12 protein-coding genes and 1 tRNA gene are annotated in these 13,544 nt (G+C 66.3%); 10 read left to right on the forward strand and 3 right to left on the reverse strand.

What is annotated here, in order from left to right; translation table 11 throughout:
* The first annotated feature begins 53 nt into the window (after positions 1-53).
* The 6 genes from HMPREF3174_RS08090 to mfd all read left to right on the forward strand — a co-directional run bounded on the left by HMPREF3174_RS08090 (position 54) and on the right by mfd (position 7,390).
* Positions 54-124, forward strand: a tRNA-Gln gene (locus tag HMPREF3174_RS08090).
* A gap of 20 nt (positions 125-144) precedes the next feature.
* Positions 145-1,170 (forward strand): NTP transferase domain-containing protein, encoded by a 1,026-nt coding sequence (locus tag HMPREF3174_RS08095; protein WP_070448357.1) that lies wholly within the window; start codon positions 145-147, stop codon positions 1,168-1,170.
* Positions 1,171-1,258: 88 nt separating this feature from the next.
* On the forward strand, positions 1,259-2,242 hold the full coding sequence (locus HMPREF3174_RS08100) for a ribose-phosphate diphosphokinase (protein ID WP_062614002.1): 984 nt from the start codon (positions 1,259-1,261) through the stop codon (positions 2,240-2,242).
* Between the two features lie 244 nt (positions 2,243-2,486).
* Positions 2,487-3,104: a 50S ribosomal protein L25/general stress protein Ctc gene (locus tag HMPREF3174_RS08105; RefSeq protein ID WP_062614003.1), complete on the forward strand. Its 618-nt coding sequence runs from the start codon at positions 2,487-2,489 to the stop codon at positions 3,102-3,104.
* A gap of 164 nt (positions 3,105-3,268) precedes the next feature.
* A complete protein-coding gene (gene pth, locus HMPREF3174_RS08110; protein WP_062614004.1) occupies positions 3,269-3,853 on the forward strand; it encodes an aminoacyl-tRNA hydrolase in 585 nt (194 codons plus the stop codon).
* Positions 3,854-3,874: 21 nt separating this feature from the next.
* Positions 3,875-7,390, forward strand: coding sequence for a transcription-repair coupling factor (mfd, locus tag HMPREF3174_RS08115; RefSeq protein WP_070448358.1), 3,516 nt, complete (start codon positions 3,875-3,877; stop codon positions 7,388-7,390).
* 233 nt (positions 7,391-7,623) lie between these two features.
* Here mfd and HMPREF3174_RS08120 read toward each other — a convergent pair whose 3' ends face one another.
* A complete protein-coding gene (locus HMPREF3174_RS08120; protein ID WP_062614006.1) occupies positions 7,624-7,905 on the reverse strand; it encodes a type II toxin-antitoxin system Phd/YefM family antitoxin in 282 nt (93 codons plus the stop codon).
* Positions 7,906-8,243: 338 nt separating this feature from the next.
* Between HMPREF3174_RS08120 and eno the strand changes: the two genes are divergently transcribed.
* Positions 8,244-9,524 carry a phosphopyruvate hydratase gene (gene eno / locus HMPREF3174_RS08125; protein ID WP_062614007.1) on the forward strand — a complete coding sequence of 427 codons (1,281 nt, stop codon included), beginning with the start codon at positions 8,244-8,246 and terminating at the stop codon, positions 9,522-9,524.
* A gap of 262 nt (positions 9,525-9,786) precedes the next feature.
* Here the strand turns inward: eno and HMPREF3174_RS09300 are convergent, their stop codons facing one another.
* Positions 9,787-10,071, reverse strand: a complete 285-nt coding sequence (locus HMPREF3174_RS09300; RefSeq protein WP_143602027.1) for a hypothetical protein — start codon at positions 10,069-10,071, stop codon at positions 9,787-9,789.
* Between HMPREF3174_RS09300 and HMPREF3174_RS09305 the strand changes: the two genes are divergently transcribed.
* Genes HMPREF3174_RS09305 through HMPREF3174_RS08140 form a run of 3 tightly spaced genes read left to right on the forward strand, consistent with a single transcriptional unit; the run spans position 10,070 to position 12,104 of the window.
* Positions 10,070-10,570, forward strand: a complete 501-nt coding sequence (locus HMPREF3174_RS09305) for an FtsB family cell division protein (RefSeq protein WP_143602029.1) — start codon at positions 10,070-10,072, stop codon at positions 10,568-10,570. The genes HMPREF3174_RS09300 and HMPREF3174_RS09305 overlap by 2 nt on opposite strands.
* 17 nt (positions 10,571-10,587) lie before the next feature.
* Complete coding sequence (locus HMPREF3174_RS08135) at positions 10,588-11,151, forward strand: DUF501 domain-containing protein (RefSeq protein WP_082661218.1); 564 nt, start codon at positions 10,588-10,590, stop codon at positions 11,149-11,151.
* Positions 11,148-12,104: a Ppx/GppA phosphatase family protein gene (locus HMPREF3174_RS08140; protein ID WP_068538760.1), complete on the forward strand. Its 957-nt coding sequence runs from the start codon at positions 11,148-11,150 to the stop codon at positions 12,102-12,104. The genes HMPREF3174_RS08135 and HMPREF3174_RS08140 overlap by 4 nt, the downstream gene beginning before the upstream one ends.
* 78 nt (positions 12,105-12,182) lie before the next feature.
* On the opposite strand, the gene nhaA is transcribed toward HMPREF3174_RS08140, so the two are convergent.
* Positions 12,183-13,511: a Na+/H+ antiporter NhaA gene (nhaA, locus tag HMPREF3174_RS08145; RefSeq protein ID WP_068538761.1), complete on the reverse strand. Its 1,329-nt coding sequence runs from the start codon at positions 13,509-13,511 to the stop codon at positions 12,183-12,185.
* Positions 13,512-13,544 lie beyond the last annotated feature (33 nt).

Here is a 13,544-nt window from a genome sequence, read left to right on the forward strand (position 1 = left end):
ACCCCGGCTTGATTGGAAAACACGGGGCGGAAACTGGCACAATGGTAGGGAATTCCGCCATGGTGTAATGGCAGCACACGGGTCTTTGGAACCCTTTGTCTAGGTTCGAATCCTAGTGGCGGAGCGCTGACCCCAGGAGGAATCATGGCCGAACTCACCGCAGCGATCGTCCTTGCAGCTGGCAAGGGCACCCGCATCAAGTCCTCGATCCCCAAGGTGCTTCTACCGATGAACGGCCGCTCTTTGGTGGGGCATGCCAACGACGCCGTCGTCGGGGCTGGTGCCCAGCACATCGTTTTCGTGGTGCGCCACGAGCGCGAGCAGGTTGCCGCCCACATCTCCCAGATCAACCCGGGCGCCACGATTGTCGATCAGGACGACATCAAGGGCACCGGACGCGCCGCGTGGTGTGGACTCCAGGGCCTGCCGGCCAACCTCGAGGGTTCGGTGCTCATCATGGCGGGCGACTCGCCGATGTTCACCGCGGACACGCTCGCCGAGCTCGCCCGTGTTCACCGCGCAGGCTCCAACGCCGTCACCGTGCTTTCCACGGTGGTCGAGGACGCCACCGGCTACGGCCGCATCATGCGCGATGAAGCTGGGGGAGTGATCGGGATCGTCGAGCATAAGGACGCCACGCCCGAACAGCTCAAGATTCGCGAGATCGGCACCTCCACCTACGTCTTCGACATCGCCTTCCTGCGCGAATCCCTCGACACGCTCGACACGAACAACTCCCAGGGGGAGATGTACCTGACCGACGTCGTCGCCCGGGCTCACGAGCTCGGCGCGGGCGTCGGTTCCTTCGTCCTGGAGGATTCCGTCCAGGCCGAGGGCGTCAACGACCTGGTCCAGCTCGCCTCCCTGCGCGCGGAGAAGAACCGCCGCATTCAGGAAGCCTGGATGCGCACCGGCGTCCACATCGTCGACCCGGCCACCACCCACGTCGACGTCGATGTCCGCCTCGAACCCGACTCGATCGTCCAGCCCGGCGCCGTCCTGCGCGGGACCACGCGAGTGGCCGCATTCGCCGTCGTCGGTCCGAACACCGAACTTGACTCGGTGGACGTGGGGGAGAGGGCGGTTGTGGCCCACGCGGTCGTCGTCGGCACAAAGATCGCACCCGGCGAGGTAGTCTCGCCATTCAGCACGCGTAACACCAACAAGTAAGAAGGGCCCACCGGGCCTCACTGACGCGGGGTAGGGTGGGAAGTATCACTCAGGCACCGCGGACGCGGCCGAAGAAAAGGGAAGTGGAATGACGGGAATTCACGCCAGCGGCGCGAAGCATCTGGTTCTGGCGAGCGGGCGCGCTCACCCCGAGCTGGCGAAGGCGGTGGCTGACGAACTCGGAATCGACCTCCTGCCCGTCACCGCCTACGATTTCGCAAACTCCGAAATCTACGTGCGATTCGACGAATCGCTGCGCGGCTCGGACGTGTTCGTCCTCCAGTCCATCACGGTCCCGGTCAACAAGTGGATCATGGAGACCCTCATTATGGTCGACGCCGCAAAGCGAGCCTCGGCCAAGCGCATCACGGTGGTCGTGCCCTCTTACCCCTACGCCCGCCAGGACAAGAAGCACAAGGGCCGCGAGCCGATCTCGGCCCGTCTCATGGCGGACCTGTTCAAGACGGCCGGCGCGGACCGCATCATGTCGGTGGACCTACACGCCGCCCAGTCCCAGGGCTTCTTCGACGGGCCGGTGGACCACCTGTGGGCCATGCCCACGCTGGTGAACTACGTGCGCACCCGCATCGAGCCGCACGAGTCCGTCATCGTCTCTCCTGACGCCGGGCGCATCAAGGTTGCCGAGCAGTGGGGCGAGCGCCTCGGCGGCGTCCCGCTCGCCTTCGTGCACAAGACCCGCGACATCACCCGCCCCAACCAGGCCACCGCGAACCGCGTGGTGGGTGACGTGGTGGGCCGCACCGCCGTCATCGTGGACGACCTCATTGACACCGCCGGCACCATCGCGGGGGCCGTGCGCGTGGTACTCGAGGCCGGCGCTAAGGACGTCATCATCGCCGCCACCCACGGCGTGCTCTCCGACCCGGCCGCCCAGCGCCTGGCGGACTGCGGCGTGCGCGAGGTGATCCTCACCGACACGCTACCCATCCCCGTGGAGAAGCGCTTCCCACAGCTGACCATCCTGCCGATCGCGCCGGTCCTGGCCCGCGCCATCCAGGAGGTCTTCAACGACGGTTCGGTCACCAGTCTGTTTGACGGCGCTCACGCCTAGCGTGGGACGCGGGCGGGTGCTCGGCGCAAGTCTGGTGTTGGGCGCGGGCCCGCGGGCGGCGTCGTGCGCTGTGAAATTCCCCCACCTGTTTCCGGAATCGGCAAGGCGGACGGTAGGATAATGGGGTTGCCTCGGCGAGGGAAGCGCGTGCTTCCGTTATCGACGCGGTGTCTATGCCTGGCGTAGCCTCCGTATCGGGGCCATCCGCTCACAGCGCGTGAGCCTAGTAGAACAGGAGATAGACATGGAAAAGCAGATTCTTCAGATCGCCGAGCGTACTGAGTTCGGTAAGGGCGCGTCGCGCCGCATCCGCCGGGAGGGCGGCCTGCCCGTCGTCGTCTACGGCCACGGCGCTGAGCCCAAGCACTACGTTGTCGACTACCACGACGCGTTCCTCATGGTCCGCGGCAACCCCAACGCGCTGCTCACCCTCAAGTCAGACGACGTCGAGCAACTGGTCATGGTCAAGGACGTGCAGCGCAACCCGCTCACCCGCAACATCGAGCACCTCGATCTGCTGCGCGTGAAGGCCGGCGAGAAGGTGGCCGTTGAAGTTCCGGTCGTCGTTGAGGGCGAGCCCATGGGCGACGCGATCGCAACCATCGAGCTTATGGTCCTGCCGGTCGAGGTCCCGGTCCAGGAGATCCCCGAGGCGATTGTCATTGACGTCGAGGGCGTGGAAGATGGCACCAACATCACCATCGCCGACGTGAAGTTCCCGACCGACGTCACCACCGACCTGCCGGAGGACGAGGTCGTGGTGGTTGTGGCCGTTCCGCAGGTTGAGGCGCTGCCCGAGGCCGAGGAAGGCGACGCCGCCGAGGCTCCGGCTGAGGAGGCTCCGGCCGAGGACGCCGAGTAAGCAAGGCGCACATCAGCCAATCTTGCGCAGGGCTCGCCCGTGGGGCGAGCCCTGCCCCATTTTCTGGCTGCTTTCTGGCAGTGCACAAGCGGCTTTCTGGCAGTGCGCCGGCCGTCCGATAGATCGGGGGCGGGCATCGTTGGTAAAGTTTCGGTGGAGGGAAAATGTTTGCAGTCATTGGCCTAGGCAACCCGGGGCCCAAGTATGAAGCCACGCGCCACAACATCGGCCAGCACGTGATCCACGAGCTGGCTCGCAGGGCGGGTTCGTCGCTGTCGATGCACAAGCAGTCGAACACGCGGGCGGCGTCGGTACGGATCGGCATCGGCCCTGGTCAGCCGGGGGAGCCGGTGGTGCTCGGCGTGTCTAACGGCTACATGAACACCTCGGGCGGGCCGGTCAGCTCGCTGCTCAAGTACTACAAGGTGGCCCCGGAGGACCTGATCGTTGTTCACGACGAGCTTGACCTGCCCTTCGGCCAGCTCAAACTCAAGCGCGGCGGTGGGTCTGGCGGCCACAATGGCCTCAAGTCGATCACGCAGTCGCTCGGCACGCAGGACTACATCCGCCTCCGTTTCGGCGTGGGCCGCCCGCCGGGCCGCCAGGATCCGGCCGACTTCGTGCTCTCCCCCTTCTCCTCGAAGGAGGACAAGGAGGTCGACCTGCTCATTGCGCTCGCGGCCGACGCTGTCGAAGACGTCCTCCTCCTTGGCCTGGACAAGGCCACCATGCGCCTTCACACCAAGTAACCCGGTAGCTTTAAGGACCTCATGGATCTGCGCCCCGTTCTTTCAATCCTCGCCGACCAGGACACGCTGTCCTCGCGCGCGAACTCCCGCTTCGCCGACTTCGGTATGCCGCGTGGCGCCTTCGCCCCAGCGATCGCTGAGCTCCTGGCCTCGGGGGACGGTCGGCTACAGGTGGCGGTGACGGCGTCGGGACGCGAAGCCGAGGACCTGCGCGACGCCCTGCGCGCCTACGTCCCGGCCGAGAAGATGGCGATTTTCCCCGCGTGGGAAACCCTCCCGCACGAGCGCCTTTCGCCCCGCTCGGACACGGTGGCCGAGCGCCTGACCACCCTGCGCCGCCTTGCTCACCCCGAAGACTTCCCCGAGCTGCGCGTGCTACTCGTGCCGATCCGTGCCTTCCTCCAGCCGATCGCGGCTGGGCTGGGCGAACTGGCGCCGGTGCGGCTGGCCGTGGGCGACGTCGTCGACTTCGATGACCTGCAAGAACGCCTGGTCGCTGCCGCCTACGAGCGGGTGGACATGATCGAGGCGCGCGGGCAGTTCGCCGTGCGCGGCGGGATCATCGACGTCTTTCCGCCCACCTCCGACTCCCCGTTGCGAGTCGAATTCTTCGGCGATGAGGTGGAAGAGATCCGCTCCTTCGCCGTAGCCGACCAGCGTTCACTGGACGACGTCGGGCACCTGTACGCCCCGCCGTGCCGGGAATTGCTGCTCAACGACGACGTTCGCTCGCGTGCCGCCCAGGCCCTCACGGAGCTGCCGGGCGCGGTGGACATGCTCGACAGGATCGCGAACGGGATCGCGGTGGAGGGCATGGAGTCGCTACAGCCGGTGCTGGTGGAGCAGATGCACCCGTTCGTCGACGAGCTGCCCGCCACCGCGCGGATCATCATGATTGAGCCGGAGCGGATCGAGGCCCGCGCGCAGTCCCTTCAGGAGACCACGGAGGAGTTCCTGGCGGCGGCGTGGTCCTCGGCGGCGGCCGGCGGCGAGATCCCGATCTCGGTATCGAAGGCATCCTTCCTTGAGATCCCGGACGTGCGCGCCCATGCGCGCGAGCTCGGCCTGGGCTGGTGGAGGCTCGGCGGGTTCGCAGGTGAGGACACCGTTCAGCTGCCCCTGCGCGAGCCACGCAACTTCGCCGGCGACGTCGACGCCGCCCTTCGCGAGCTCGGCCACAAGGCCCGCCAGCAGTGGCGGATCGTTGTGGCGGTCGAGGGCGCGGGTTTGGGGCGCCGCCTGGTCGAACAGCTTTCCGACGCCGACGTGCCCGCCCGCTTCTCCGAGGACCTGGGCGAGGTGCGGCCCGGGGTCGTCGAGATCGTTACCGCGCCCGTCCAGTCCGGGTTCATCGCCGACGCCGAAAAGTTCGCCCTGCTGGGTGCGAGTGAGCTCATCGGGCGCAAGCGCTCGAGGTCGGCCCAACAGCGGCAGATGCCGAAGCGGCGCAAGAACGCTGTCGACCCTCTGCAGCTCAAGCCGGGCGACTACGTGGTGCACGCGCGCCACGGCGTCGCGCAATTCGTCCAGCTCGCCAAGCGCAAACTGGGCGGGCCGAACGGGACACAGCGCGAATACGTGGTGCTTGAATACGCTCCGTCCAAGCGCGGGCAGGCACGCGACCAGCTGTGGGTGCCTACCGACCAGCTCGACCAGATCTCGAAGTACGCCGGCGGCGACGCGCCCACCCTCAACAAGATGGGCGGGGCTGACTGGGAAAAGACGAAGTCAAAGGCGCGGGCCGCGGTCAAGCAGATCGCGAAGGAGCTCGTGCGGCTCTACGCCCAGCGACGGGCCACCAAAGGCCACGCCTTCGCCCCCGACACCCCGTGGCAACACGAGCTGGAGGACGCCTTCGAATTTGTGGAGACGCCGGACCAGCTCTCCACCATCGAAGAGGTCAAGCGCGACATGGAGGCACCCGAGCCGATGGACCGCCTCATCTCCGGCGACGTCGGCTACGGCAAGACCGAGATCGCCGTCCGGGCCGCGTTCAAGGCCGTGCAGGACGGTAAGCAGGTGGCGGTCCTCGCGCCCACCACCCTGCTTGTGCAGCAGCACCTCGAGACCTTCCAGGAGCGCTACGCCGGATTTCCCGTCAAAGTGGCGGGCCTGTCACGTTTCCAGACGGACAAGGAGTCGGAGGACGTCAAGGACGGGGTGCGACGCGGGGAGATCGACGTCGTGATCGGAACCCACCGCCTCATCACCGGCGACGTGCGGTTCAAAGACCTGGGGCTCGTGATCATCGACGAGGAGCAGCGCTTCGGTGTCGAGCACAAGGAGACCCTCAAGCAGATGTACCCCACGGTGGACGTGCTGTCGATGTCGGCCACCCCGATCCCGCGTACGCTCGAAATGGCGGTGACGGGGCTGAGGCAGATGTCCACGCTTGCCACCCCGCCCGAGGAGCGCCACCCCATTCTCACGTATGTGGGCGCGCACGAGGACCAGCAGATCGCGGCGGCCATCAAACGCGAGCTCCTGCGCGACGGGCAGGTCTTCTACGTCCACAACCGTACCGAATCCATCAACCGGGTGGCGACCCACCTGTCCGAACTGGTGCCCGACGCGCGGATCGGCGTCGCGCACGGAAAAATGAGCGAGAACCAACTCGAGGCCGTGATCCAAGAGTTTTGGGACAAGGACATCGACGTGCTCGTGTGTACCACGATCGTGGAAACCGGGCTCGACATCTCGAACGCCAACACGCTGATCGTGGAAAATGCCCACAAGCTCGGGCTTTCGCAGCTCCACCAGTTGCGCGGGCGTGTGGGGCGCGGGCGCGAGCGCGCATACGCCTACTTCCTCTACCCGCGAGACGGGTCCATGACCGAGACCGCGATCGAGCGGCTGCGCACCATCGCCGCTCACACCGAGCTCGGCGCCGGCTTCCAGGTGGCGCTCAAGGACCTGGAGATCCGCGGCGCCGGCAACCTGCTGGGCGGGGAGCAGTCCGGACACATCGCCGGGGTTGGCTTTGACCTGTACATCCGCATGGTTTCCGAGGCCGTGGCGGGGATGACCGGGCGCGACACCCGCACCGAGGCAGAGAAGGCCGCCGAAACCCGCATCGAGTTGCCGGTGGACGCCTACGTGCCCGAATCGTGGGTGACGTCCGAGCGGCTGCGGCTGGAGATCTACACGAAGATCGCCGCGTCGACGACCGAGGCGCAACGGGCCGACATCCACCAGGAACTCGTGGACCGGTACGGCTCCGTGCCCGTGGAGGTGGAGCGGCTCTTCACGCTGGCCCAGCTGAGGGAGAAGGTGCGGTCCGTGGGGATCGAGGAGATCGTCATGCAGGGCAATAACGTGCGCTTCGCGCCCGTGGTGCTACCCGATTCGCGCCACGCGCGGCTGCGCCGTCTCTACCCGAAGGCGATCGCCAAGCCCGCCATCCGGACGCTACTTGTGCCCCTGCCCGTGGAGAACGAGCGGCGGCTTGGCGCGGCAAAGGTCATCGAGGGCGACGCCGTGGTGCAATTCGTGGAGCAGGTGGTCGACTCGGTGATGCTGGCGAGCATCGGCAGTTAGGCCGGGCGCGGGGCGGCAGTGGGGCCGGCTGGCGTGGGGTGCGGGGCCTGGCTGCATGGGGCCGGGTTGTCAGGCGCCGCCACCGGAAACCCTGCGAGGGTTCTTGTCTGGCTGTCAGCTTGTAGGGTGCTCTTCCTCAATGGTGTGGTCGAGCAACCACCGGGTGATGTATTGGAGGTCGGCTCACTTCGCGACCGTCAGGCCGAACTCGATGAGCTCGTCATTTGTTGCCGTCAGGGTGATGCCCTCCAGAGTTCTGTCAGAGCACGGTTGTACCGGTCGGCAAACTGCTTTGCCATGTGCATGACGAGCTCATCCGGGACATCCTCGGCAACCTCAGGTTGAGCCTGGTCTGCCTGGTAGGCCTCGGCGTCGTCGAACTTCATCAAGATGAAATGGGGTTTGTTGTTCTTGAGGATCACCACTTGCCCCTTGATGTCGGTCAGTCTGGCGACCTTGGAAAAGTTCTGGTTCGCGTCGCGCATGGAGACTAGAGCGTCGCTATCGATCAGCATCGTGCACCACCTCGGTCCTATTGTTTGTAGCTATAGTATGTCCTACTTGCCTGATCTGGGACAAGGGCCTGAGTGGTGGCGGGTCCGTAGGCGGGAGCGGGTGTGAGAAGGGTGCCGGGAGAGCGTGGGTGATCTCGGGGCGGGGCGAGTCCGCGCGGAGTCGGGACGAAAGACGCCCGCGCGTGCGTCGCGTCACAGCAAGGGATTGCCCCAGGAGATGAAAAGTTGGGAGATCTGGGCGGGGCGGTGTCTTTTGTCGGTGATTCGTAGGACAATAGTGGGTGGAGGTAGTGCAGTCCCGCTGCGGTACCGAAAGTAACCCTATAGAAGGAGTTCTTGTGGCAAACATTGAAGCCGTTCACGCTCGTGAGATTCTTGATTCGCGCGGCAACCCCACCGTTGAGGTTGAGGTCCTGCTGGATGACGGCCACTACGGCCGCGCTGGCGTTCCGTCCGGCGCATCGACCGGCGCCTTCGAGGCGGTTGAGCTTCGTGATGGCGACAAGGCCCGCTACGGCGGCAAGGGCACCTTGAAGGCTGTTGCCAACGTGATCGAGGAGATGGAAGAGGAGCTCATCGGCCTCGACGCCTCCGAGCAGCGCTACATTGACCAGATCCTGCGTGACCTCGATGGCACCCCGAACAAGGGCAAGCTGGGTGCCAACGGCATCCTCGGCGTTTCGCTCGCTGTGGCGAAGGCTTCCGCTGAGTCCGCTGGCCTCTCGCTCTTCTCCTACCTTGGTGGCCCGAACGCCCACGTTCTGCCCGTCCCGATGATGAACATCCTCAACGGTGGCTCGCACGCCGATTCCAACGTTGACATCCAGGAGTTCATGATCGCCCCGATCGGTGCTCCGACCTTCAAGGAAGCCCTGCGCATGGGCGCCGAGGTCTACCACGAGCTGAAGGCGGTGCTCAAGGAGCGCGGCCTGTCCACCGGCCTGGGTGACGAGGGCGGCTTCGCCCCGAACCTTGAGACCAACGCTGCGGCCCTCGATCTGATCGTTGAGGCCATCGAGCGCGCTGGCTACAAGCCGGGCGCCGACGTCGCTCTCGCACTTGACGTTGCCTCCACCGAGTTCTTCAAGGATGGCAAGTACATGTTCGAGGGTGGCGAGAAGGATACCGCTTACATGGTGGACTACTACGAGAAGCTCATCACCGACTACCCGATCGTCTCCATTGAGGATCCGCTCTCGGAGGACGAGTGGGAGGATTGGAAGGCCCTCACCGAGCGTATCGGTGACCGCGTCCAGCTCGTCGGCGATGACCTCTTCGTCACCAACCCGGAGCGCCTCGCCAAGGGCATCGAGATGGATGTGGCGAACGCCCTGCTCGTGAAGGTGAACCAGATTGGTACCCTCACCGAGACCCTCGAGGCCGTGGAGATGGCCCACCGCGCCGGCTACAAGTCGATGACCTCGCACCGCTCCGGTGAGACCGAGGACACCACGATTGCCGACCTCGCCGTTGCCACCAACTCCGGCCAGATCAAGACCGGTGCTCCGGCTCGTGGCGAGCGCGTCAACAAGTACAACCAGCTCCTGCGCATCGAGGAGGAGCTCGACGACGCGGCCGTCTACGCCGGCCGTTCCGCGTTCCCGCGCTTCAAGGCTTAAGTTCATAGCCTGAAAAAGGGGTCCGGGGTTGGGAAACCGACCCCGGACCCCTTTTGTTGCGCCGGCGTGCTGAGACGCGCCTGACTGTGGCGCGCCCATCGGCCTTTCCCGGTTGACGACGGACGGGCCTTAGACTGGGAGCCATGAGTTCGCGGCGTCCACCATCGTCCGCCCGGGGCCAGGGCGGCCGCCGGCCTACCCGGAATTCCGCGGCATCTGCGGCTCGCCGCCGCCATAGCGAGGACCTGCGAAACCAGGACCCTCAGCGCCGCCAGAGTGCGTCGTCGGGGCCGGAGACGCGCAAGCCGACGTCGTCGGGAAAGGGTGCCCGGCGGGCGGGGAAGAACGAGGCAGGCACTTCGACTCGGGCCGACGGTACTCGCGCCAACAGCACGCGAACCGGCACCCGAACCACGAACACGCGAACCAGCTCCCGGTCCGGCAGCAACCGCCCCGGCGGCTCCCGCGGATCCCAGGATCGTTTCGCGAAGAAGTTCAACGTGCGGTTTTCGTCGGGGGAACGCACCCGCCAGTTTTCGGTACGCATGCTCGCGGTGGCACTGTTCGCGCTGGTGGGGATCATTATTGTGGCGAGTCCGCTCAACCAGTACCTGAATCAGCAGCAGGAGAAGCGCGAGCTGCTGAGCCAGCTGCAGGAGACCACGGCCCGCGTAGAGGTGCTCGAGCAGGAGCTGGCGCGGTGGCAGGATGACGACTTCGTGCGCTCCCAGGCCCGCGAGCGGCTCGGCTACGTGATGCCAGGGGAGACTCTCTACCTCGTCTCGGACCCGGAGAAGGGCACCCCGGAGGAGATCCGGGCGGAGCGGACGAAGGAAGTCAACGATCGGCGCCGGCAGGCCACGCCGTTCTACCAGACGATGTGGGATTCGATCCAGATCGCGGGCGCGGCGGGCGAGGTGGTCAACCCGTCGAACATTCCGCTCATTGGAACGACGCCGGAGCAGGACACCACCCCCACCGACACGGCTCCGGTCGAGGATGAGACATCCACGACCCCGCCCGCCGATGAGGAGGGCGAAGGCTAGCAGGTAGGCTTAGGGCTATGAATGAAACGCCCCAGGTTACCCCTGAGATTCTGCGCCAGATTGCCGCGAATGCGAGCCCGATCCGTGATACCGACGTCGAGGTGTTGACCGAGCAGCTCGGCCGGCACCCGCGTGGGCTGGTGGGGATCGGGGCGCGGTGCGCATGCGGTAATCCCGCGGTGACGATCACGTATCCGCGCCTGCCCGACGGGACCCCGTTCCCCACGCTCTTCTACCTCTCGCTGCCGGCGTTGGTGAAGCGTATTTCGCGCGCCGAGTCGTCGGGGCAGATGGAGGCGTTCAACGAGCGCCTCGCGAACGACCCCGATTACCGCGCCGCCCACGAGCGCGCCCACGTCTCCTACATTGAGCGGCGCAACCTGCTGGAGGACGTGGAACACCTGGCGGACCGTTCGGCTGGCGGCATGCCGGACCGCGTCAAGTGCCTGCACGCGCTGGCGGGCTACGCGCTCGCGGTGGGCCCCGGGGTGTGCCCTGCTGGCGACGACGCCCTGGCCCTCGTCGGTTGGGACACCGCCGTGTGCCACTGCCAGGATCCGGCTGAGGAGGGCGCGGAATGAGGGTTGCCGGAATTGATTGCGGCACGAACTCGATCCGGCTGTTGATCGCCGACGTCGATGCCGCGGCTGGCGAGCTGATCGACGTCGTGCGCCGGATGGAGGTCTCGCGTCTGGGGCAGGGCGTGGATCGGACCGGGCGCTTTGACCCGGAGGCCCTGGCCCGCACGCTCACGTTCGTGGATGACTACGCGGCACAGTGCCGCGAGCACGGGGTGGAGTCGATCCGGTTCGCGGCCACGTCCGCCACGCGCGATGCTGCCAACCGGCAGTTGTTCGTCGACGGCGTCCGGGAGCGTCTCGGCATTGACCTCCAGGTGCTGACGGGCGAGGAGGAGGCGCGGGCGTCCTTTACGGGGGCGATCTCGGCGCTGGCCTCGGCCGATGACCCGCTCCTCACCGTTGACCTGGGCGGCGGGTCCACCGAGTTCGTGCTCGGCCGGAGCGACGGCATCGTGCTGGGCGCAGCCTCGATGGACGTGGGGTGCGTGCGGATTTACGAGCGCCACCTCAAGGATTCGGGGGAGGCGGGCATCGAGGCTGCGCGGGCCGACGTGCGCGCGGCAATGGACGCCACTGGCATCGACTTCTCTGCGGCCCGCACGCTCATCGGGCTGGCTGGCACGATTACGACCGTGACGGCGAAGGCGCTCGACCTCGACGTCTACGACCCCGAGCGCATCCACGCCACCCGCCTGCCCTTTGCGGAGATCGACGAGGCGTGCGAGTGGTTCATCCACGCCAGCGTCGAGGAGCGCGCGGCCCGCGGATTCATGCACCCGGGGCGCGTGGATGTGATCGGCGCCGGATCGCTCGTGTGGCAGGAGATCATCCGCCGCCTCGAGCGCGAAACGGAGAACACGACGGCGCTGACGAGTGCGGTGACCTCCGAGCACGACATCCTTGACGGGATGGCGCTCTGGGCCGCACGCGAACCCAACCCTCCACACTTGTAACGCGAGCGGCCCGGGCACCGTAGCACCCGGGCCGCTGGATGAGCGGTCGTAGCCGGCCCAGCGGCCGGACTGGCCGGACTAGCGGTCGTAGTGGCCGGGCCCGACCTCGGGTTCGCCGCCGGGGACCTCGCCCCAGGACTCTTCGATCGTGTCGTCGGCGAGCACCTCGTGGCGCTCCAGGGTGGCGCGGTTTTCGGTCATGTGCTCGTAGTCGTAGACCGGGGCGTGGTGGCGGTGCCACTTGGCACGCCCGCGCAGGAAGAACGCGCCGACCACGAGCGAGATGAGGGTGCCGAGCAGCACGGCCACGCGGGCGTGCGGGCCGGCCGGGTCGTGATCGGGGAAGGACAGGGTGGCGATCAGCAGCGACACGGTGAAGCCGATGCCGGCGATGAACGCCATCGCGTTCACGTCGCCCATGTAGAGGTTCTTGCCCAGCTGGAGTTTGAATACGTACACCATGAGTGCCACGCCGCCGGTGATGCCGATCATCTTGCCCAGCGGCAGGCCGAGGTAGATGCCCATGGCCGCCGGGTCGGTCAGCATCGCCATGACGCCACCGGAATCCACCACGTTCACGCCCGCCGCGAAGAACGCGAACACGGGCAGGATGATGCCGGCGGAGTAGAACTCGAGCTTCTCGGTGAGCTCCTCGGTGAGCGGCAGCTTCTCTGTGGCGAGCTTCTTGGCGGGGATGGTCATGCCCATGAGCACGCCGGCGATCGTGGCGTGGATGCCGGAGGAGAACATGAAGTACCAGGCCACCAGCCCGATCGGCCACAGCAGGTACCACTTGATGATGCGCTTCTGGGCGAGCGTGCCGAAGGCGGCCACCACCAGGATCGACAGCCCGAGGTAAATGAAGTTGAGGTTGTCGGAGAAGAAGACCGCGATGATGAGGATGCCGAGCAGGTCGTCCACCACCGCGAGGGTCATGAGGAAGGTGCGTAGCGCGATGGGCAGGCCCTTGCCAAACAGGCCGAGCACGCCGAGCGCGAAGGCGATGTCGGTGGCAACCGGCACGGCCCAGCCGTTCCAGTTCGGATCGGCGGAGAGCAGCTGGATGGTCACGTACACGAGCACCGGCCCGATCATGCCGAACACCGCGGCGAGGATCGGCACCAGCGCCTTACGGATGTCGCGCAGCGAGCCGACCACAAACTCCTGCTTGAGCTCCATGCCCACGATGAAGAAGAACAGGGCGAGCAGGAAGTCGGCCGAGATGAGCGAGAGGCTCATCCCGTGCCCGTGCAACTCAAACAGGGAGGTGTTCGCGAGGGAATCGTACGCGTTCCGCGCACCCTGGACCGGGAAATTCGCCCAGATCAGGGCGAGCACCGCCCCGATAATGAGGACGACTCCGGCGGTCGTTTCGTTTTTCAGGGCCTGGTGGTAACGCGCGATCATATAAGTCCAATCCTCGTGTCGTTGACCTCCCCA

This window comes from Trueperella sp. HMSC08H06, assembly GCF_001808465.1.
Lineage (GTDB): Bacteria > Actinomycetota > Actinomycetes > Actinomycetales > Actinomycetaceae > Trueperella > Trueperella bernardiae.

Excerpts from the sequence above, each read along its gene's own strand:
- HMPREF3174_RS08105 (WP_062614003.1), top strand. The coding sequence starts at position 2,487 with ATGGAAAAGCAGATTCTTCAGATCGCCGAGCGTACTGAGTTCGGTAAG.
- pth (WP_062614004.1), top strand. The coding sequence starts at position 3,269 with ATGTTTGCAGTCATTGGCCTAGGCAACCCGGGGCCCAAGTATGAAGCC.
- HMPREF3174_RS08100 (WP_062614002.1), top strand. The coding sequence starts at position 1,259 with ATGACGGGAATTCACGCCAGCGGCGCGAAGCATCTGGTTCTGGCGAGC.
- HMPREF3174_RS08140 (WP_068538760.1), top strand. The coding sequence starts at position 11,148 with ATGAGGGTTGCCGGAATTGATTGCGGCACGAACTCGATCCGGCTGTTG.
- HMPREF3174_RS09300 (WP_143602027.1), bottom strand. The coding sequence starts at position 10,071 with ATGCGTACCGAAAACTGGCGGGTGCGTTCCCCCGACGAAAACCGCACG.
- HMPREF3174_RS09305 (WP_143602029.1), top strand. The coding sequence starts at position 10,070 with ATGCTCGCGGTGGCACTGTTCGCGCTGGTGGGGATCATTATTGTGGCG.
- nhaA (WP_068538761.1), bottom strand. The coding sequence starts at position 13,511 with ATGATCGCGCGTTACCACCAGGCCCTGAAAAACGAAACGACCGCCGGA.
- HMPREF3174_RS08135 (WP_082661218.1), top strand. The coding sequence starts at position 10,588 with ATGAATGAAACGCCCCAGGTTACCCCTGAGATTCTGCGCCAGATTGCC.
- mfd (WP_070448358.1), top strand. The coding sequence starts at position 3,875 with ATGGATCTGCGCCCCGTTCTTTCAATCCTCGCCGACCAGGACACGCTG.
- HMPREF3174_RS08120 (WP_062614006.1), bottom strand. The coding sequence starts at position 7,905 with ATGCTGATCGATAGCGACGCTCTAGTCTCCATGCGCGACGCGAACCAG.
- HMPREF3174_RS08095 (WP_070448357.1), top strand. The coding sequence starts at position 145 with ATGGCCGAACTCACCGCAGCGATCGTCCTTGCAGCTGGCAAGGGCACC.